Genomic DNA, 19,510 nt, shown 5'->3' on the forward strand with positions numbered 1-19,510 from the left:
AAGAAAATTTATTTTTTTATATTTTATTTATATTTATGGAAAAAGAAGTTATTATTACACGATTTTTTCAAAAGGAGTCTAAATGATATACGAAAACATTGTCCAAACCATCGGCAAAACGCCGATCGTAAAGATAAATAGCGTGCACGAAGAGGGCATGGCTGAAATTTACGCTAAGCTTGAGTTTTTTAACCCGGGCGGATCGGTAAAAGATAGAATCGCCGCAAATATGATCCTAGGTATGCAAAAAGAGGGCGCGCTAAAAAAAGGCGACGTCATCGTGGAGCCAACTAGCGGCAATACCGGCATAGGCGCGGCTATGGTCGGCGCGGCGCTAGGATATAAGGTCGTGCTAGTGATGCCTGAGACTATGAGTATAGAAAGGCGCAAACTACAAAAGGCTTACGGAGCGGAGCTCGTGCTAACCGAGGGTGCAAAGGGCATGAAAGGCGCGATCGAAAAAGCAAACGAGCTCGTGCGCGAAAAGGGCTACGTGATGTTAAGCCAGTTTGAAAATAAATTTAACCCACAGGCTCACGAGCTAACTACGGCGAACGAGATCATGGATGATTTTAAAGAGCTTGACGCGTTTGTGGCGGGTGTAGGCACTGGCGGCACGCTAAGCGGCGCAGCAAGAGCGCTAAAAGCAAACGGCTATAAAACTAAAATCGTCGCCGTCGAGCCAAACGACTCCGCCGTGATCTCCGGCGAAAAGCCCGGACCTCACAAGATCCAAGGCATCGGCGCGGGCTTTATCCCAGCTACGCTTGATACCGCCTATATCGACGAGATAGAGCGCGTGGATAACGATGAGGCCTTTGAGGCGGCTAGAAAGCTGGCTAAAGAGGAAGGTATCTTGCTAGGTATCTCTGGCGGCGCGGCTCTGGCGGCTGCAGTAAAAGTCGCAAAGAGACTAGGCAAGGGTAAAAAGGTGCTTTTCGTAGCTCCCGATAACGGCGAGAGATATCTCAGCACTCCGCTTTACGAGGCGTGAGTTGGGCTTTATCGCTGAGATAAACGAGCTAGTCGCAACCGTACGCGAGAAAGACCCCTCGGTGGTCTCGTGCTGCTACGGGGCTATCCTTGTAAACACTCCAGGCATCCACGCCGTCGTTTTTCATAGGGTAGCGCACTTTTTACACGTTAAAAACTGGCGATTTACGGCGCGCTTTGTCTCGCAGATGTCGCGTTTTTTAACTGGCATCGAGATACATCCGGGCGCCAAGATCGGTAGGCGGCTTTTTATCGATCACGGCATGGGCGTAGTTATCGGCGAGACGGCTGAGGTGGGCGACGATGTACTGATCTATCATCAAGTAACTCTGGGCGGTACGGGCAAAGAGTGCTGTAAGCGCCATCCTACCGTAAAAAACGGCGTCACGATAGCAACCGGTGCAAAGGTGCTAGGGAACATCCTAATCGGCGAAAACGCAAAAATCGGCGCAAACTCCGTCGTACTAAAAAACGTGCCGGATAACGCTACTGTTGTAGGCATCCCCGCTAGGATCGTGCGGATAAACGGCGAGCGAGTCGGCGAGTAGGTCAAATTTGCGCCGACTCAAACTTTTTTATTTCATCAAATTTTAAAATTTAATAAACGGTGAGAGTTAAATTCGGCAAATTTAATTTGGGCAGTAAAATTTGCAGCAAATTTGAGCTAAATTTACTCCTCAAATATCGGAAGTTTAGGTTCTTTTGCTTTTTGTGTTTTACTGCCGATATTTAAATTTTGCGCATCATTCGCGGCGCTCAAATTTTTATTATCATCAAATTTATCAGCCTGCACAGCGTCGTCAAATTTGACCGGCTCGCCGGCTTCATTCGTCGTGATTTTTAGTCGTTTCATTGTCTTGGCTGATTTACTAAATTCTATTAGATCCTCGGTTGTCTTCACTTCGCTTGGGAGCTTTTGTAGGGAGTGTTTAAAAATTTCAGCAGCCGCGATAGCGTCGCTTAGGGCTCTGTGGTGGGTATTGTCGATACCTAAAAGTTCTTTTAGCGTGCCTAGACCGTATTTTGGCGAGGCTATGGTGCGGCGGGCTAGATCGATCGTGCAGAGCTTGCGGTTTAGTAGCTCGCCGTATCCTAGCGCCTCCAGCGTCGCGCTGATAAAGCCGTAGTCGAAACGAACATTGTGTGCCACAAAAACGCTCTGACCTAGAAAAACCTTAAACTGCTCCATGACGAAGGCAAGGCTTGGCGCGTTTTTTAGGTGTTCTGCGGTGATGCCGGTTAGTTCGCTGATATTTTCCGGGACGTAGGGTGCGTGCACGAATGTTTCAAATTTGCCGATTATTTCGCCATTTTGTAGCTTTAGCGCGCCGATTTCTATGATCTGGCCGCTATTTATGCCGCCGCTAGTTTCTATATCTACGACGCAAAAAATTTGATCTTTTATCTCTTTGCGACGTGTTTTTAGCTCGATTTGGTTTTTTTCGGTGCGGGCTATGTCAAGCCCCAGCGCGCGCCACATCTGCACGTCGCGAACATCAAAAAGCTCGGCATATTCGTCCATTTGCTTAGTTGCGGCGACGAAGTCCGCGTAGGCTACGTTTCGCTTGGCGATGACGGCTAGTAAATTTTCAAAATCCTGGTTCAAAACTCGAGCTTTAGCGAGCGGATAGAGTGCTCGTATGAATTTGACGAAAATATATAACTGCCCGCCACGACGATATCCACGCCCGCTTCATCTAGCTGTGCGACGTTTAGCCCTGTCACGCCGCCGTCGACTTCGATCATGCATTTAGCGTTTTTACGCTCGATCATTTCGCGTAGGCTGCGGGCTTTTTCGAGTACGGAAGGTATAAATTTTTGCCCGCCAAAGCCGGGATTTACGCTCATTAGCAGCACCATGTCGACTTCGTTTACGATGTGCTCGATCGCCCAGACTGGAGTATGCGGGTTTAGTACGATCGCAGGCCCCGTGCCGTGGCTACGGATGTGATCGATTAGACGCAAAGGATGCTTTTCCTCCTCGATATGAAAGCTTAAAAATTTAGGCTTCAGAGGCAAAAAAAGATCGGCGAAAAATGTGTTGTTTTGAACCATCAGGTGTATATCTAGCGGCTTTGTGGCGGCCTTTGCTACGGCGTTTACTACCACCGGGCCGATGGTTAAATTTGGCACAAAATGCCCGTCCATCACGTCAACATGCACAAGATCGGCGCCAGCCCCGCAGATTGCCTCGATCTCGGCTCTTAAATTTCCAAAATCAGCCGATAAAATACTCGGTGCTACGTACATTTTATTGTCCTTTTATTTACTTAGAAAAAATATCGCGTCCATGCCGTCTATATCGAGTCGCACGAGGGCGCCTTTGTTTTTTTTGTCTTCGTCTTTAATCTCTTCAAAAACATGCGGCAAGGTGAAATTTGATTCTATCTTTCGGCTCTTTAGCCATGCCTCGATGCGGTCTGAGATGACGCTAAGCAGGTCTGCATAGGCCTCGATCATGCTTGCTTCACCGCCTTCTTGGAGTAAAATTTTGCAGATACCACTAACGGCGTTTTTTTCGACGCAGAGGATAAATTTGGCGTTTATCTCGCCGTAAAACGCTACCGAGCCCATGCAAAATTTCTCCTCGTCGCAACTAAAATTTATTATCTCGGTACTCTTGCGAGAAATAGGCAAATTTGACAAAGACGCTAGTGTATCCATCACTACTTTTAAGATATCCGGTAAAAGATCTATTAACTCTTTGGTTATGTTTTTGGGTTTTTCGTCTTCTATACTGCCGCCGCCTTCTATCGTCGCGTCGTCATTGAAAAAATCCTGTATCGTATCATAAAGTAGTATCCCGCAGTCCTCTAAATCATGAAGCAAGGCTTTTGAGACGTTAGATTTTTTTAGTCCGCACATAGCTATAGTTGCGCCGCTATCGGCACACTCCATCGCAAGTTTAGCCAAAAAGGATACGCCGTGAATATTTATAAAACTTGATTTTTTCATATCAAAAACAAAAAATTTAAAGCCGATTTTTAGCGATTGCAGGAAACTTTTATAAGCGAATTTGTCTGCAAATTCCGAGTCGATAAAGCCGTTTATCTCGTAAACGACGACGTTTTCTTTAAGGGTAGTGGATAATTCTTTTTTGTTTGATTTTATGTCGGTCAGGCGGATGGCGCACTCAAAATCTTTATGTAAACGGTTAAATTCTTCCTCGTCTTTTGCGATAACCGGTTTGTATCCGCGCCCTGATAATGTTAGCGCAATCTGGCGTTTTTGCTCGGTATCGGCGTTAAAAACGATGATTTGTTTGTTTTCCGATTCAAACTTCCCCCAAAATAAAAGCGCAACGCTGAGCGTCTCAAAAAAAGATAAATTTAAAACGTCTTTAGACATTCTTTTTAGGGCTTTAAATTTTATCTCATTGTAGTCGCAAAAGCCTATATCGGCGTCATTTTCCTTTGTTATTCTTGAGACGGATTCAAGGATTAGATTAAAGCCTACCTTGTTAAAATAAACGGTATTTTTAAGCGATATTAGGATATGGCGCGGAGCTTTTTGGCGTAGATATTTTATATTTGCGTCGCTGATTTCGTATTTATCGATATCGCCGTCTAAAAAGCCGGAAGGATAAAATATAGCTACGTCGTCTTTAAAATCTAATCTCATAAGATAAAAGAATTTCCTAAAAAAATGATATTTTTTACGTAAATCGAGCCGGTAATTTTTTAAAATTTAACCGTGTTTAAATTTTGTTATTTTAGCTTTTTTATCCATAAATTCAGTTTAAAAACTAACGCGTTTGTAAAAGCGGCTTTAAGCTTTTATTTTGTTTATTTTGGATAAAATCAGCAGAAATTTTTATTTTTAAGGAAACAAATATGTCAAGAGTATGTGCAATAACAGGTAAAGGTCCGATGGTAGGCAACAACGTCAGCCACGCGAAAAATAGAACAAAAAGAAGGTTTTTACCAAACCTAAGAACCATCCGCGTTACGCTAGAGGACGGCACTACGAGAAAGATCAAAGTAGCTGCTTCTACGCTAAGAACGATGAGAAAACAGTCACGCTAAATTTACCGCAAATTTGAGGAGTTGTCTTTGTTTAGAAAGATTTTAAAATTCCTCAACTGGTCAAGTTCCGCCAAACCTCAAATTAGTCTTAATACCGAACTTTACGAACAACTTCGCCCGTTTCGCTTACCGCTCATCTTAGTCGTTTTGATGATGATGGTCGGAGCTATGGGCTATGTCACGATCGATAATTTTAGCCTGATAGACGCGATTTATCAGGCTGGTATGACTTTTACGACCGTCGGTTTTACCGAGGTCGCACCTATTTCTCCGGCCGGCCGGATTTTTACTATCACTTTTATTTTGCTAGGCTTTGCTGTTTTTACGTTTTCTACGGGTTTGATGCTCGAAGTTTTCAAAAAAGGCGCGCTCGTAGCGATCATAAAGGAAAGACGAATGTTATATAAAATCGCAAGGTTGAAAAACCACTTTGTCATCTGCTATCACAACCAATACACAATGGAATTAAGCCGCGAATTTAGGGAAAATCATATTCCTTTCATCGTCATTGATCCGCGCGAGGATCTGCCAGAAATCGCGGAAAAATACAAGTATCCATACTATATCGTCTCTCAGCCCCACACGCAAACTGCGATTTTAAAGACGCATTTTTCAAGCGCAAAAGGCATGATCACGCTAAGTCCAAACATCGCCGATAACATCGCCCTTATCGCCACCGCGAGGCTATATGAAAAAGAGATCGGGCGCAAAAATCCTTATTTTATAATGACAAACTCTGATAATCAAGACGATACCGAGCGCCTAAAAAAGCTCGGAGCAAACAGCGTCGTGAGCCCGTCAAAGCTCGTAGCTCAGCGCCTTAGCGCGATGAGCGTACGTCCGGATATGGAAAATTTGCTCGAACAGTTTTTGTATAAGCAAGACTCGCCGATCGACATAGAGGAGATATTGGTGCCTGATTATTCGTGGGTGCGCTTTAAACGCCTAAAAGAAACTAACCTGCGAAACATAACAAACGCCGACGTCGTTGGCATCAAAGACGTAAATAACAAATTTATTCCGATGCCAAAGGGCGATACGCTAATCGGCACTGGCACGAAGCTACTAGTCATCGGCACTGGCGAGTCGATACGCCTAACCAAACGCGTCATAAAAAGCAAGCATAAGCCAGAAGAGCTAAAGTACGTTTAAATTTGAGCTTTTTGTGTGACTTGTTCTGCTTAAATTTGTATCAAGCAATCACTTCAAATTTGACGCAAAATAATTCGTCGGCGCAATAAAATTTGATAAATTTAAGCTTGACGTAGGCTAGGTAAATTTTGCCAAATCACCCAGATACGGCGCCTTTTTAACCCGCTCTTAAAATAATATTCGCTAAAATTAAATTAAAATTTAATCTATCAAAGGAGCAAATATGTTTCATGAAGACAGAGAGCTTATAACTAAGCTAAAAGGCACGAATGCGAGATTTACGTCGCTTTTCGACAAACACAACGACTTAGACGAAAAGATCGCCGAGATGCAAAAAGGCAATGTCTATAACGATGCCGAAGTGGATGCTCTAAAACGCGAAAAACTCAGATTAAAAGACGAAATTTACGCCTTTTTAGCCGAATATAAAAAGGAAAATAATCTTTGACTTATCCGCGGCGGACGATTTGTTCCGCCATTTTCTGCCTCAAATTCTTGTCTTTGATTAGCTGTAAATCGCGCCGAATTTAACTCAAAACCAAGCCGTAAAATCACCGTAAAACATTAAATTTTACGTAAAACTGTAAAAATTTACAACACAACTACGTCGAAATCTTTTTTAGTACCCAAAAGACCGCCGTTCCAATGCATAAAATAATAATCGCCCAAATATAATCCATCTTATTTTCTTACCTATTTTTGCCGAAGCTTAATTTATTTTTTGTTTATTATAATGCAAATTTGCGACTTTTTGTAAAGGCCGTGATTTAAGAGAAAATTTGTTAAAATTTATAAAAGTTTAAAAAGGATGGAAAATGGATGAAACAAAGAGCATTTTTATCAACCGCGAGCTTAGCTGGTTGCGCTTTAACTCGCGCGTTTTAGCCCAATGCGAAAAGGCTTTACCGCCGCTTGAAAAGCTAAAATTTATCGCGATTTATATGACGAATTTGGATGAATTTTATATGATCCGCATTGCAGGGCTTAAGCAGCTTTTTGCCGCAGGGGTCGCAGCTAGCGGTAGCGACGGCATGAGTCCGCTCGAGCAGTTAAGAGAGATCAGAAAATACATCAAAGACGAACTCGTGCTCGTGGAAAAACATTATAAAGACGCGCTAAAAGAACTCGCGCAAAACGGGCTTTTTATGAAAAATTACGACGAAATTTCGCCCGAACTTCGCGCCAAATGCGACGAGTATTTTTTCTCAAACATCTTGCCTGTCATCGTGCCTATAGCGGTTGATGCCACGCATCCGTACCCGCATCTAAATAACCTCAGCTTTAGCCTAGCCGTCAAGCTTGCCGACGCGGATAGTCCTGAGATCATAAAATTTGGCATGATACGCATCTCGCGCGTTTTGCCGAGATTTTTTCAGGCTAGCGACAACGTCTACGTGCCGATAGAAACGATCGTGCACCGCCACGCGGAGGAGATTTTCCCGGGTTACAAGCTGCTTAGCTCGGCTGCTTTTAGGGTTACCAGGAACGCCGACATCGTCATCGAGGAAGAAGAGGCGGATGATTTCATGATGATCCTCGAGCAGGGACTTAAGCTGCGCCGAAAAGGCGCCTTTGTGCGCATGCAGATACAAAAGGACGCCGATGCCGAGATAGTCGAGTTTCTAAACTCACACATGAAGATTTTTTACAAGGACATTTACGAGTACACCGTCCCGCTCACGCTAAATTCGCTCTGGCAAATCGTGGGAAATAAAGAATTCTCGCACCTTTGCCTGCCGCCGTACGCGCCAAAGACTCTGCCGCCTTTTAGTAGCCATCTCTCGATGTTTGACGTCATCGACAAAGAAGACGTGCTAGTCGTGCATCCATATGAGAGCTTTGATCCCGTCGTGCAGTTTATCAGGGAGGCGAGCAAAGATCCGCGCGTTATCTCGATCCGCATGACGCTCTACCGCGTCGATAAAAACTCGCCTATCATCCAAGCTCTCATCGACGCCGCGAACGACGGCAAGCAGGTAACCGTTATGGTCGAGCTAAAGGCGAGGTTTGATGAGGAAAATAACCTGCACTGGGCGAAGGCTCTAGAGGACGCCGGCGCACACGTGATATACGGCATCACGGGCTTTAAGGTGCACGCAAAAGTGAGCCAAGTCATACGCCAAGAGGGCGGCAAACTCAAATTTTACATGCATCTCTCCACGGGCAACTACAACGGCGGCTCGGCTAAAATTTACACCGATGTGAGCTATTTTACGAGCAGGGCGGAGTTTGCGAGCGATACGACGACGTTTTTTCACATACTTTCGGGCTTTTCTAAAAACCGCCGCTTGCAGACGCTTTCTATGTCGCCGATGCAGATAAAAGAGCGCGTGCTAGATATGATAAAGGCCGAGACCGCACACGGCGAGCAGGGTAGGATCGTAGCGAAGATGAACGCGCTAGTAGATAGCGACATCGTGGACGCGCTGGTAAGAGCTAGTAGCGTGGGCGTAAAGATCGATCTCATCGTGCGCGGCATCTGCTGCGTGCGTCCGGGCGTGAAAGGCCTAAGCGAAAATATCCGCGTGAGATCGCTCATCGGCAAATACCTTGAGCACGCGAGGATATTTTATTTTAGGCACGCCGAGCCTCAAATTTACATCGCCTCCGCCGACTGGATGCCGCGAAATCTCGAGCGCCGCCTAGAGCTCATGACGCCGATAATCGATAAAAATTTACAAGAGCGCTTGCTCGAGTTTTTGCGATTGCAGCTTAGCGATAACGAGCTGGCGTTTGAGCTACAAAATAGCGGCGAATATGCCAAAGTAAGGCCAAAAGAGGGCGACGCGCGCATAAACTCGCAAGAGGTGCTCGAGGAGTACGTGAGCGGGATATATAAGGCGACGAAAAAGGATACCGATAAGGGCAAGAGCGAGCAGATGGTGGCGAAACTGCTAAAAGAAAGTTGAGCGGCTCGTCTTTTTGCTCTATACTTCGTTGCTTGTAAATTCGGCTCGGTCATTACCTATATGGTAACTCCCGTCGCCAAATTTAAAAGCGCCTCGTCTAGAACAAAAATACTTCGCCTTATCGTTTTACATTCAAATTTGAAGTCAAATTCGCAAATTTCGACTTCAAATTTTACTCGCCGAGGCCCGCACCTTGATGCTGCTAAAATTTGACTCACAAATTTACAGAAATCTCCGCATGCCGCAAATTTTACTTCGCTAAACTTTTGTTGTACGCATTTTGGCTAAAATTTAGAAAATACAAAAGCACGCCAAATTTAAGGGATAAAATGAACTCTTTCAATGCCTTTTTCTCTGGTTTTCCTCTTGGGCTCTCGCTGATTTTACCCATCGGAGCTCAAAATGCCTTCGTGCTAAAACAAGGCATCAAAAAACAGCATGTTTTTCTAGTTTGCGCTATCTGCGCGCTTAGCGACGCCGCGCTGATCTTTGCGGGCGTATCGGGGTTTGGCTACGTGGTTGAGCGCTACCATATCATCAAAACCGCCGCACTTTGGGGTGGATTTGTATTTTTGAGCATTTACGGGCTGCGTAGCCTTTATAGCGCGTTTAGCGCATCGCATGCTCTAGCAGCCGGCGGTGAGGAGACGCACGGAGCGGTAAAAACGGCACTTCTAACGCTAGCTTTTACGTGGTTAAATCCGCACGTATATCTTGACACGGTCGTGCTTCTTGGCTCGGTTTCTACGAAATTTGGCGAGAGTGCGGGACTCTTTGGTGTGGGCGCGATGTGCGCGTCGTTTGCGTTTTTCTTTTTGCTCGGATACGGAGCTAGATTTTTGGCGCCGCTGTTTCAAAAGCCCGCTGCATGGAAAATTTTGGAGTTTTTCGTCGGCATCACCATGATAGCGCTTGGCGTGATGTTAGTAATCGGCGAGTGAGGGCGTTTAAATTTAATGATCAAATTTATGTAGTTTTGGTACGCTGTTTTTATGCCCCGTTGGCTAAACTTTGCTAAAATTTAAGTAAATTTACAAGAAAAGGAAAAGATGAACGACCAAATTTACCTCATCGGCGACATTCACGGCTGCTATAAAACCCTTTGCGCCCTGATAGATCGCTTGCCGCGCGGCGCCGATTCTAAAATTTGCTTCGTCGGCGATCTGATAGACCGTGGCGAGGGGAGTTTTGAGGTCGTGCAGCTAGCGATGCGGCGCGATTACGCGGCCGTGATGGGCAATCACGAGTACCGTCTTTTGCAACACAAAGACGCATTTTTACGCGGCGAAACGCCTAGCGATCCGCGCTGGTTTTACCTAAACGGCGGCGCGCAGACTTTCGCCTCCTACGCCAAAGCTAGCCGCGCGGAAAAGCTCGCGCATATAGAGTTTTTATCAAATTTACCGCTTTACTTGGAGTTTGCCGAGTTTAAAAACGCACAAGGCAGGCGGCTCGTCGCGTCGCATTCGGCGATTGGGCGGATGTGGCCGCTGCGTAACTCGGACGGCGATAGTGCGGCGGAGTTTAGGCGGCATGTGCTTTGCGGCAGAGGCGATTTTAGCCAAAACGAAGGCGTCTTTAACGTCTACGGCCATACGCCGATCGCTGGGCCCGATATCACGGAATTTAGCGCAAATATCGACACGGGCTGCGTTTATAAGCATGATTTCGGCCGTCTTTGCGCACTCGAGTTTCCGAGCATGCGAGTCTTTTTGCAGGAAAATATCGAGGACGGCGGGTGATTCTAGTAAAATTTGAGGCTAAATTTGACTAGAATTTGAAATTTACACGCCGAGACCCGCACTTTGAAAATGCTAAATTTGGTTTGGTTTTGTAGGCTGGATCTCTTTGAGTAAAAAACAACCGTTTGAGGTTGTTTTTTACTTTGTTGTAAAGGGGGTGGGGGCTTGAATTACGCTCTGCTTTGCAGTTGCGAGGCAAAGCCGAAGCAAAAGAGCTCCCCACCCCCTTTAATCCCCCACCCCCTACGACGCTTTTCTTCGTAGGGGCAACTTGTTGCCATCTTGTAACGAGCGAAGCGAAGTTAAGAGTGGCGACACAGCTTTGCTTGCGCAAAGCGTCGCGAGTACTATAAATTTGATGTTTTCAGGGTGCGGGTCTCGGTGGGTAAAATTTAAAACCAGATTTTTACAAAATTTGACTTCAAATTTAAATACAAAACGATAAAGCGAAGCATTTTTTCGTCAGACGAGGCAGCGGCGAGCGAGGCGAGGGAGCGGACTAGTCGTCCGTGACCGAAGCCGACTGAGCCGGTAACGAAGTATGGCGGAAAAAGACAAGCCGTCAAATTTAAAGTTTGCGGATTTTGGCGATCTCGTCGCGCAATGCTGCCGCCTTTTCAAACTCTAACTGCTCTGCGGCTTCTAGCATCTGCTTTCTCAGCTCTTTTATTATACTCGCTCGCTCGGCAGCAGGCATTTTTTCCAGATTTGCGCCTTTTCTTAAGATCTCCGTGCCGTCCTCGACGTGCAGGCTCTCCTCGATATTTCGGCTGGCCGAGCGCGGCGTGATGCCGTGAGCGCGGTTGTACTCCTCTTGCATCTTACGTCGCGCCAGCGTCGTATCCATCGCTTCTTGCATTGATTTGGTGATCTTTTTGGCAAACATCAGCACTCGGCCGTTTACGTTTCTAGCCGCGCGCCCCATCGTTTGGATTAGGCTCGTCGTCGAGCGCAAAAAGCCCTCCTTATCGGCGTCCATGATGGCTATGAGGCTAACCTCGGGCAGATCAAGCCCTTCTCGGAGCAAATTTATGCCGATGAGCATATCAAACTCGCCTCCGCGTAGCCCGCGGATGATCTCGTTTCGCTCGACGGCATCGATATCGGAGTGCATGTACTTGACCTTGATGCCAAGCTCGGTGTAGTAGCGGCTGAGCTCCTCGGCCATCTTTTTGGTGAGTACGGTGACTAGCACGCGTTCGTTTCTCTCGATCGTTTTTTTAGCCTCGTCAAATAAAATCTCCACCTGATTTTCGCTATCTTTTATCTCGATTAATGGATCGAGCAGTCCCGTCGGGCGTAAAATTTGCTCATAGACGTGGCCGCAGCTTAAATTTATCTCGTATTCGTTTGGGGTTGCCGAGACAAAAAGGAATTTAGCGCGTTTGTTTATAAACTCGTCAAATTTGAGCGGACGGTTATCTAGCGCGGACGGCAAACGAAAGCCGTACTCCACCAGCACTTCTTTGCGGCTGCGGTCGCCTGCGTACATCCCGCGAAACTGCGGTAGGCTAACGTGGCTTTCGTCTACGATGACTAGGTAGTCCTTGCCGCCCAGCTCGAAATAATCAAACATCGAGTATGGCGTCTCTCCGGGCTTTTGCCCCGTTAGGTGTCGCGCGTAGTTTTCGATGCCCTTGCACATGCCCGTGCTGCTCATCATCTCTAGGTCAAATTCAACTCGCTGTTTTAGGCGCTGGGCTTCGACGAGTTTGCCTTGCTCGTTAAATTCTTTTAGCCGCTCGGCTAGCTCCTCTTCGATCTGTTTGATGGCGATTTTTAGGCGGTTTTCGCCCACGATAAACTGGCTGGTCGGGTAGAGGATAAATTTTTTCAGGTCGTGTCTTTTTTTGTTTTCCAGCACGTCCAGGCTATACATCGTCTCGATCTCGTCGCCGAAAAACTCGATCCTAAATGCTTCGTCGTTAAAATACGCGGGATATACGTCCACCACGTCGCCGTTTACGCGAAAGTCGCCGCGGTCGAAATAAACGTCGTTTCGCTTGTATCCCATATCCACTAGCTTTTGCAGTAGCGCGCGCTGGTTGATTTTATCGCCGACGTTTAGGTATGCGACCATGCCTTGGTATTCGCTAGGATTACCTAAGCCGTAGTTGGCCGATACCGACGCCACGCACACGACGTCGTCAAAGCTAAGCAAGCTCGCCGTCGCAGAGAGGCGCAGGCGCTCGAGCTCCTCGTTTACGGAGCTGTCTTTTTCTATGAAAAGATCCTGGCGCGGGATATAGGCTTCGGGCTGATAGTAGTCGTAGTAGCTGATAAAATACTCCACGTGATTTTTAGGGAAAAAGCCCTTAAATTCGCTATAAAGCTGCGCGGCAAGGGACTTGTTGTGCGTCATGATTAGCGTTGGCATATTTAGCTCGCGTATAACGTTTGCCATCGTAAAGGTCTTGCCTGAGCCCGTGACGCCTAAAAGCGTTTGGTATTTGTTGCCAGATCTTACGGAGGCTACGATATTTTGGGCTGCGCGGGCCTGATCCTCGCTCGGGCTAAATTTGGACGAAATTTCAAAATTTTTCATTTTTTACCTTAAAAATCAGCTTTTTTTGTTACAATTACGTAAAATTATACCAAAACTAAGGAAAAAGATGTTTGATAACGATAAAGTACTAAACACCCTAACCGACAAGGTAAACGACCTGCTGGCTAGATATAACGAAATTTGCGAAGAAAACGAGTCTCTACGCAACGAACTAATCAGCGTCAAAGCCCAAAACGAAGCAAAAACAAACCAAATCACCCGCCTAGAAGAAGACCTAAGAACCAAAAATACCGAGAGTGACGACGTTATCCGTAAGATCGAAGCGGTACTGGGAAAATAAATAAACGATGAAAAAAATAACGGTAAAAATAGCTTCCACATTCTACAACATCAGCCTCGAGGACGACTTTGCCCAAAATTTTGAAAAAGAATGGGAGACCTTTACCGGAGGCAAAAAGTATCTCGACGTCAAAGAGCTACTAAGCGCCTTTGTACAAAAATGCTATGAAAACTATCAGCAGGAGCGCGATCTGCGCTCTTTAGCCCAAAAAGTAAGTAAAGAAATAAGTTAAATTTTATCCTAGATTACTTTTCTACACGCACCCATATAAAAAGATTTCATTTTAATCTATTTTTAAGCTAATTATCTATATAATCCCGCCAACTGCATAAGTGTATGCAGAATAAACACAAGGAGTCTCATATGAGAAAAGGTTTTACAATGATTGAGTTGATCTTCGTGATCGTTATTTTAGGTATTCTAGCTGCTGTAGCTATCCCAAGACTAACTGCAACTCGTGATGATGCTGAGGTTTCTGCTGCTGCGACAAACATCGCTACATTGATGTCTGATATAAACGCATATTTTACTTCACAAGGTCGCGTTAGCCGTACTATAGCCGATATGACTTCCGTTCCAAATCCTATCGCTATCAGAGGAAATAACTGCCTAACCTTAGTGCCTCCTGCAAATGTTAATGAGAGAGAGATCGCAGTTAATATAGGAGACGCTGGTCTTTGTGCTGACGTATGGGGACTACCTAGCGTGTCTGCTATCAGAACATATCTAGAGGGAGTTGATGGTGGCAAAGCGGCAAACACTATCCGCGTAGGCGGTCTAGCCGTAGTTCGCTAATCTTAATTCATTTAGATAAATGCGATAAAAGCCCGAGCCTAGAGATAGGTCTCGGGCTTTTTAAATTTTATTCTTGATGAAAAATTCAGCTTGTTTGATTCTAGTATATTTTTATGATTTTAAAAACTTGTTTTAGATAAAATTACGAAAATCAAGAACGAAGGATGCTCCATGAGGCGCGGTTTTACGATGATTGAGTTGGTGTTTGTTATAGTTGTGATAGGTATATTAGCCGGTATCGCTATGCCTAGGCTATTTGTTACCAGAGACGATGCTATAATAGCAAGAGCCAGAACCGATTTAGCTTCTATAAGAAGCGCTATCGTTAATGCTTATAACGCAAATATGCTAAGAGGCGCTTTTCAGTATCCTGCTCTTGAGGGAGCCGATAATAACGTACTATTTGAAAACATTTTGCAAACCGGAATCAGACCCAATCCTCAAAATGGATGGACTAGCAACGCAGCCAACGTTTATACGTTTACATTGGGTCGTAGAGTGGCTACTTTTACATACACTCAAAATACTGGAACTTTTGTGTGTGCCGATAACGATACCGGTCGATTTTGTCAAGAATTGGAGTAATGCTCTACTACCAAATAATTCCAAGCGGCTTAAATCTTAAACCGCTTACATATTGTTCAGATTTTAAAATACCCAATTTTACCCAAGTCTTAATCAATATAAAAAATAAAAAAACTATCGGCTACGTCCTCCAAAGCGTAGCCGAGCCAAATTTTAAAACGCTTGAAATTCTAGAAATTTTACCCGCCACGCTTACACCCATACAAATTTCGCTTTTGAAATTTATCTCGCATTACTATGTCGTAAATTTATCTATCGCGGCCGGACTTTTTACTCCGCTTGAGATTGAAGCGCCTTGCTTGCAGAATTTGACGCAAGCGCAAATTCTGAGCGATAAAAACGAGACAAATGCAAAATTTGACGATAGCAAAGAGTTAAATTTGACTACGGAATTAAACGAAACATCGGAGTCAAATTTGCCTGAAAATTTAAATAATAATAGCTTGCAAGAAAATTTGAAATTAAATGAGAGTGTTGCTACTAAATTAAATTTTAATAATCCCGCACGGTCGCCAAAAACAGTTTTCGACCACCCAGATATATCCGAATTTTTCCCAAAAATCCCAAACCTAAACCAAGATCAACAAGAAGCGCTAAATTTTGCCAAAATTCACAAAACGAGTTTGATTTTCGGCGATACGGGAAGCGGTAAAAGCGAGATTTATTTTTCGCTTATCCGCGAATATCTACTTGCGGGCAAACAGGTTTTGCTTTTGATGCCGGAAATCTCGCTAACGCCGCAGATGACGAAACGACTAAAAAGCTATTTCGGCGAAAAATTCGGCGTGTGGCACTCTAAAATAACTCCAAAAAAGCGCGGCGAGATCCTACAAAAATTTCAGAGTCGCGAGATAAATTTGATCGCAGGCGCGCGCTCGGCGCTATTTTTGCCGTTTACCAAGCTTGGGCTTATTATCGTCGACGAGGAGCACGACGATAGCTATAAATCCGCGCAAAATCCGCACTATAACGCCCGCGACCTTGCGCTATTTTTGGCGAGCAAATTTGACATCAAAGTCGTACTTGGCTCGGCGACCCCGAGCGTCGTGAGCTTTAAAAAGCAGCCGCATTTTAGACTAAGAGGAACGTTTTTTAAAAGCGAAAAAAAATTTATCTACGACGAGAGCGAGACGGGGCTTAGTGACGTGATACTGGGCGAGCTTGCGGCGAGTTTTACGAGCGGTAAGCAGGCGGTGGTCTTCCTGCCGACGCGTGCAAATTTCCGCTATCTTTCATGCCGCGAGTGCGGTAGCGCGATAAAGTGCCCGTTTTGTAGTGTCGGAATGAGCTTTTATAAGAAGCGAAACGTGCTAAAATGCCAGTACTGCGGCTTTATGACAGCTGCGACGTGCTCGTGCGAAAAGTGCGGTAGCGAGATGATCGAGGCGAAAAAAATAGGCACCGACGAGCTGACGGACGCCCTGCGCTCGTCGTTTCCAGCGGCTAGGATCGAGAAATTCGACCGCGACGAGATCACGACGCAAAACAAGCTCGAAAAGACGCTAAAAGCCTTTAACGCGGGCGAGATAGACGCGCTCGTCGGTACGCAGATGTTGAGCAAAGGACATGACTATCACAATGTGGATCTTGCCGTCATTATGGGCGTCGACGAGCTGCTAAATTTCCCGGATTTTCGCGCTCGCGAGCGGACATTGGCGCTGGCGATGCAAGTGGCAGGCAGGGCTGGACGCTCGGGCGAGGGGCGCGTGGTCGTGCAGAGTAGGCAGCGGGAGTTTTTTGAAAATTTTATCACGGATTACGACGCGTTTTTGGCTGAGGAGATCGCAGCGCGTGAGCCGATATATCCGCCGTTTGCTAGACTTTTGCGGGTTATCGTTTCTGAAAAAAGCGAGCAGGCGGCAAAGCAAAGGCTTGAGCTTTGCGTAGCCGAGCTTGAAAAATTGCGCATGGCCGAGTCTTCGCTAGAGATCGTCGGACACGGCAAGTGCGCGATCGAAATCCTGGGCGGAAAATACCGTTTTGAGATTTTGCTGCGCTCCGCCTCGCACGCTCCGCTTATAAAAGCCGCTCGCATCTGCGCCGCGCACGGCTTTGACGTCGATATGGATCCGATAAATTTCTCGTAAATTTGATTTCTTTTCGTTTGACTTTCGATGTTTAATTTGGGTGGCTAGAAAGCGTCTTAAATGTTTTGTAAGGTTTGTAAAATCAAATTTCACATTCGGCTTGGTGTCAAAATTTAAGCTAAAACGAGCTCGTTTTGGTTTTGGCGTCTAGAGATCAAGTCTTAAATTTAACGTAAGTTTTGCTATTAATCCACTAACATAGACCAGCCAAATCTACCAAATAGTCTTTAGTGTGTTTTGGCGGCTATTTTGCGGATAAAGATATTATAAATTTAAAATCTTACTTAAATCAAAACTAAAATGTAATTAAAGTTTCCATTTATGATAATGCTTATCTTTTTAAGCCGAATTTTATATGATTTATATATAATCCCGTTATAATTTTATCTAGCCTTAAATATACAGTCTAATTAAAATTATAAAAATCACCCTAAAGGAACTTAATGCAAAAATTTTTACAAGCCCTAGCAGGCTCGCAAAAATATTTCGTAAATTACGTTAGCGTCGCGATTTTCATCGTGATGGCGTGGATAGGCGGACTCAAAGTCGTGCAATACGAGGCCGACGGCATTGTGCCGTTTGTAACCAACAGCCCGTTTTTTAGCTACATGTATAGCAAAAAAGATATCGTAGATAACGGCAAGGGCAAAATGGTCGCCGAGTATAACCTACATAAAAACCCGGAAGGCTTGGTTGTGCCTAAAAACATCGAGTGGCATAAACAAAACGGTACTTATGCGGTTTCGTATCTGATCGGCGCGATGATCTGCACTATCGGTACGCTCGTGCTGCTTGGCATCTGGTTCCCTAAACTAGGGCTTATCGGCGGGCTGCTGACATTTGGCATGTCTATCGTAACGCTTAGCTTTTTGATAACGACGCCTGAGACTTGGGTGCCAAATCTAGGCAACCCAGCACTTGGCATAACCGAAAGCCCTAATCACGGCTTCCCGTATCTATCGGGTGCTGGACGACTGGTACTAAAAGATATAATAATGTCTGCTGCGGGACTAATCGTAGCCTCAAATGCGGCTCGCAGGATTTTGGAGTGCTGCAAAAGCTGCCCGGCTAAGTAAAATTTGCAGATTTTAGCGAGCGGTACGCCTATTTATATTTTTAGGCGACTTGCCGCTCGCGGCCGTTTTTCTCATCTCTACTTTTTACTATCTCGTTAGAAATTTACTTTGCTTTTTTAATCTATATCAAATCAATTTTATCCGTTTGCTCGCTCGTTAAATTTAGCAAACCGTGTCCGCGTAAAATGCTGCCGTAAGCAAAGATCAGGTAAAATGCAACCCTAAATTTAAAGGAGAAAATATGGCATTTTTCGATTTTTTCAAAAAAGGCGGCAAAAATAGCGCAAACGCCGCAAAGATCGGCAAGACCGCGCAGGAGCGCAAGGATATAAGCATAGAAATTTTAAAATCCCAAGGCGTGCCGTACATCGACCATCTGCCGCTACGATACGAGACGGGTGAGATCACTCCGCGCGAAAAGGACGAGGTTATCGCCCGTGCGATCTGCTCGTTTGCTGCGATAATGTGCGCCTGCACGATCAGAGATAACGGCGAGCTAACCGACGAAGACAAGCAGGGCACGAAGGACTTTTTGGATAATCGCTTTGGGTGCATAGACAAGCTAACGCGCATGGAACGCCGCGTCATAGAGGGTGAGGCGAGCTATAACGAGGCCGTAAATATGGGCTGGAAATACGAGTCGCTGTGGGCGCTGATGTGGGCCATGGGTCTCGTAGAGGAGCTAAATTTCCCAAACGAGATCTGCGACTGCAAATTTGTGATGGATACCTTTATCGGCGGTGATTTTTCGGAGCGCGTGAAGCTGCGGGGTACTGATGAAATCCTGCAAGCGCTTGATCTCGTCTATCGTTACCACTGGGCGTGCGTCAATGCCCGCGTGCACGGCACCAAGAGTGCTGGACTCGATGAGGAAGTCGTGATGGAGAGACGCGGCGGGCTAGAGTGGCTGTGCTGCAAGGGTGCTGAGAACGATAATCTGACGGATGAATATAACGCGTGGGATTATCCTGATCTGAATGCTTAGTGGCCCCTCTTTTTCCTTTATACATCGTTGGAAATTTCGCCGAATTTCAGTCACGTATTATAATATACGCTCCTTCATTCGGCTCATTTCCGCCTCGTCTAAAGAAAAATACTGCACCTTATTTCCGTGTAGCGGTATTTTCTCGCATCGCTATATTCGGTCGCTACTCATGCACAATAATCACCATCGTAAAATTTTAAGTCGCTTAGTCTAGCTTCGCGATACTGCCACTCTTGTATTCTTTAACTCAAATTTAAACTAGCCTGCGCTTAAAAATTAAATTTCGCCTCGTTTAAGCGAAAAATACTTCGCCTT

19 protein-coding genes are annotated in these 19,510 nt (G+C 45.4%); 15 read left to right on the top strand and 4 right to left on the bottom strand.

Going from position 1 to position 19,510, the window contains the following annotated elements:
- Window positions 1–82: 82 nt before the first annotated feature.
- Together cysK and cysE are read left to right on the top strand one after the other, a co-directional pair.
- On the top strand, window positions 83–994 hold the full coding sequence (cysK, locus tag Q0386_RS01590; RefSeq protein ID WP_299026115.1) for a cysteine synthase A: 912 nt from the start codon (window positions 83–85) through the stop codon (window positions 992–994).
- 1 nt (window position 995) lies between these two features.
- On the top strand, window positions 996–1,541 hold the full coding sequence (gene cysE, locus Q0386_RS01595; RefSeq protein ID WP_299026118.1) for a serine O-acetyltransferase: 546 nt from the start codon (window positions 996–998) through the stop codon (window positions 1,539–1,541).
- A 122-nt stretch (window positions 1,542–1,663) separates the two neighbouring features.
- On the opposite strand, the gene Q0386_RS01600 is transcribed toward cysE, so the two are convergent.
- The 3 genes from Q0386_RS01600 to Q0386_RS01610 are packed head-to-tail and all read right to left on the bottom strand — an operon-like array spanning window position 1,664 to window position 4,614.
- Window positions 1,664–2,599: a 3'-5' exonuclease gene (locus tag Q0386_RS01600; protein WP_299026121.1), complete on the bottom strand. Its 936-nt coding sequence runs from the start codon at window positions 2,597–2,599 to the stop codon at window positions 1,664–1,666.
- Window positions 2,596–3,243, bottom strand: coding sequence for a ribulose-phosphate 3-epimerase (rpe, locus tag Q0386_RS01605; protein WP_299026124.1), 648 nt, complete (start codon window positions 3,241–3,243; stop codon window positions 2,596–2,598). The genes Q0386_RS01600 and rpe overlap by 4 nt, the downstream gene beginning before the upstream one ends.
- Window positions 3,244–3,255: 12 nt before the next feature.
- Window positions 3,256–4,614, bottom strand: coding sequence for an STAS domain-containing protein (locus Q0386_RS01610; RefSeq protein WP_299026127.1), 1,359 nt, complete (start codon window positions 4,612–4,614; stop codon window positions 3,256–3,258).
- A gap of 212 nt (window positions 4,615–4,826) precedes the next feature.
- Here Q0386_RS01610 and rpmB point away from each other — a divergent pair, with 212 nt between their 5' ends.
- The 6 genes from rpmB to Q0386_RS01640 all read left to right on the top strand — a co-directional run bounded on the left by rpmB (window position 4,827) and on the right by Q0386_RS01640 (window position 10,821).
- Window positions 4,827–5,018, top strand: a complete 192-nt coding sequence (gene rpmB, locus Q0386_RS01615) for a 50S ribosomal protein L28 (RefSeq protein ID WP_002945979.1) — start codon at window positions 4,827–4,829, stop codon at window positions 5,016–5,018.
- A gap of 21 nt (window positions 5,019–5,039) precedes the next feature.
- Window positions 5,040–6,170 (top strand): TrkA family potassium uptake protein, encoded by a 1,131-nt coding sequence (locus Q0386_RS01620; RefSeq protein WP_299026130.1) that lies wholly within the window; start codon window positions 5,040–5,042, stop codon window positions 6,168–6,170.
- A 223-nt stretch (window positions 6,171–6,393) separates the two neighbouring features.
- Window positions 6,394–6,618 carry a YdcH family protein gene (locus tag Q0386_RS01625; RefSeq protein ID WP_002946649.1) on the top strand — a complete coding sequence of 75 codons (225 nt, stop codon included), beginning with the start codon at window positions 6,394–6,396 and terminating at the stop codon, window positions 6,616–6,618.
- A 367-nt stretch (window positions 6,619–6,985) separates the two neighbouring features.
- Entirely contained in the window at window positions 6,986–9,079 is a 2,094-nt protein-coding gene (locus tag Q0386_RS01630; RefSeq protein WP_299026133.1) for an RNA degradosome polyphosphate kinase, read from the top strand.
- Window positions 9,080–9,408: 329 nt separating this feature from the next.
- The gene (locus Q0386_RS01635; RefSeq protein WP_299026136.1) at window positions 9,409–10,020 is read left to right on the top strand and encodes a LysE/ArgO family amino acid transporter; all 612 of its coding nucleotides are present in this window, start codon (window positions 9,409–9,411) and stop codon (window positions 10,018–10,020) included.
- A gap of 108 nt (window positions 10,021–10,128) precedes the next feature.
- Complete coding sequence (locus tag Q0386_RS01640) at window positions 10,129–10,821, top strand: metallophosphoesterase (protein WP_299026139.1); 693 nt, start codon at window positions 10,129–10,131, stop codon at window positions 10,819–10,821.
- Between the two features lie 568 nt (window positions 10,822–11,389).
- Here Q0386_RS01640 and uvrB read toward each other — a convergent pair.
- Complete coding sequence (gene uvrB / locus Q0386_RS01645; protein ID WP_299026143.1) at window positions 11,390–13,366, bottom strand: excinuclease ABC subunit UvrB; 1,977 nt, start codon at window positions 13,364–13,366, stop codon at window positions 11,390–11,392.
- 67 nt (window positions 13,367–13,433) lie between these two features.
- On the opposite strand from uvrB, the gene Q0386_RS01650 reads away from it, so the two are divergent.
- From Q0386_RS01650 to Q0386_RS01680, 7 genes are all read left to right on the top strand, one after another.
- A complete protein-coding gene (locus Q0386_RS01650; RefSeq protein WP_298056924.1) occupies window positions 13,434–13,667 on the top strand; it encodes a hypothetical protein in 234 nt (77 codons plus the stop codon).
- 7 nt (window positions 13,668–13,674) lie between these two features.
- Window positions 13,675–13,899, top strand: coding sequence for a hypothetical protein (locus Q0386_RS01655; protein WP_002946662.1), 225 nt, complete (start codon window positions 13,675–13,677; stop codon window positions 13,897–13,899).
- 131 nt (window positions 13,900–14,030) lie between these two features.
- Window positions 14,031–14,462: a type II secretion system protein gene (locus Q0386_RS01660; RefSeq protein ID WP_299026146.1), complete on the top strand. Its 432-nt coding sequence runs from the start codon at window positions 14,031–14,033 to the stop codon at window positions 14,460–14,462.
- Between the two features lie 171 nt (window positions 14,463–14,633).
- On the top strand, window positions 14,634–15,047 hold the full coding sequence (locus tag Q0386_RS01665; protein ID WP_299026147.1) for a prepilin-type N-terminal cleavage/methylation domain-containing protein: 414 nt from the start codon (window positions 14,634–14,636) through the stop codon (window positions 15,045–15,047).
- Window positions 15,047–17,134, top strand: coding sequence for a primosomal protein N' (locus Q0386_RS01670; protein ID WP_299026149.1), 2,088 nt, complete (start codon window positions 15,047–15,049; stop codon window positions 17,132–17,134). The genes Q0386_RS01665 and Q0386_RS01670 overlap by 1 nt, the downstream gene beginning before the upstream one ends.
- Before the next feature lie 443 nt (window positions 17,135–17,577).
- Window positions 17,578–18,210 carry a DUF417 family protein gene (locus Q0386_RS01675; protein ID WP_299026151.1) on the top strand — a complete coding sequence of 211 codons (633 nt, stop codon included), beginning with the start codon at window positions 17,578–17,580 and terminating at the stop codon, window positions 18,208–18,210.
- A gap of 241 nt (window positions 18,211–18,451) precedes the next feature.
- A complete protein-coding gene (locus Q0386_RS01680; RefSeq protein ID WP_299026153.1) occupies window positions 18,452–19,195 on the top strand; it encodes a DUF4272 domain-containing protein in 744 nt (247 codons plus the stop codon).
- The last annotated feature ends 315 nt before the right edge of the window (window positions 19,196–19,510 follow it).

The sequence above is a fragment of the uncultured Campylobacter sp. genome (assembly GCF_938045625.1).
GTDB lineage: Bacteria > Campylobacterota > Campylobacteria > Campylobacterales > Campylobacteraceae > Campylobacter_A.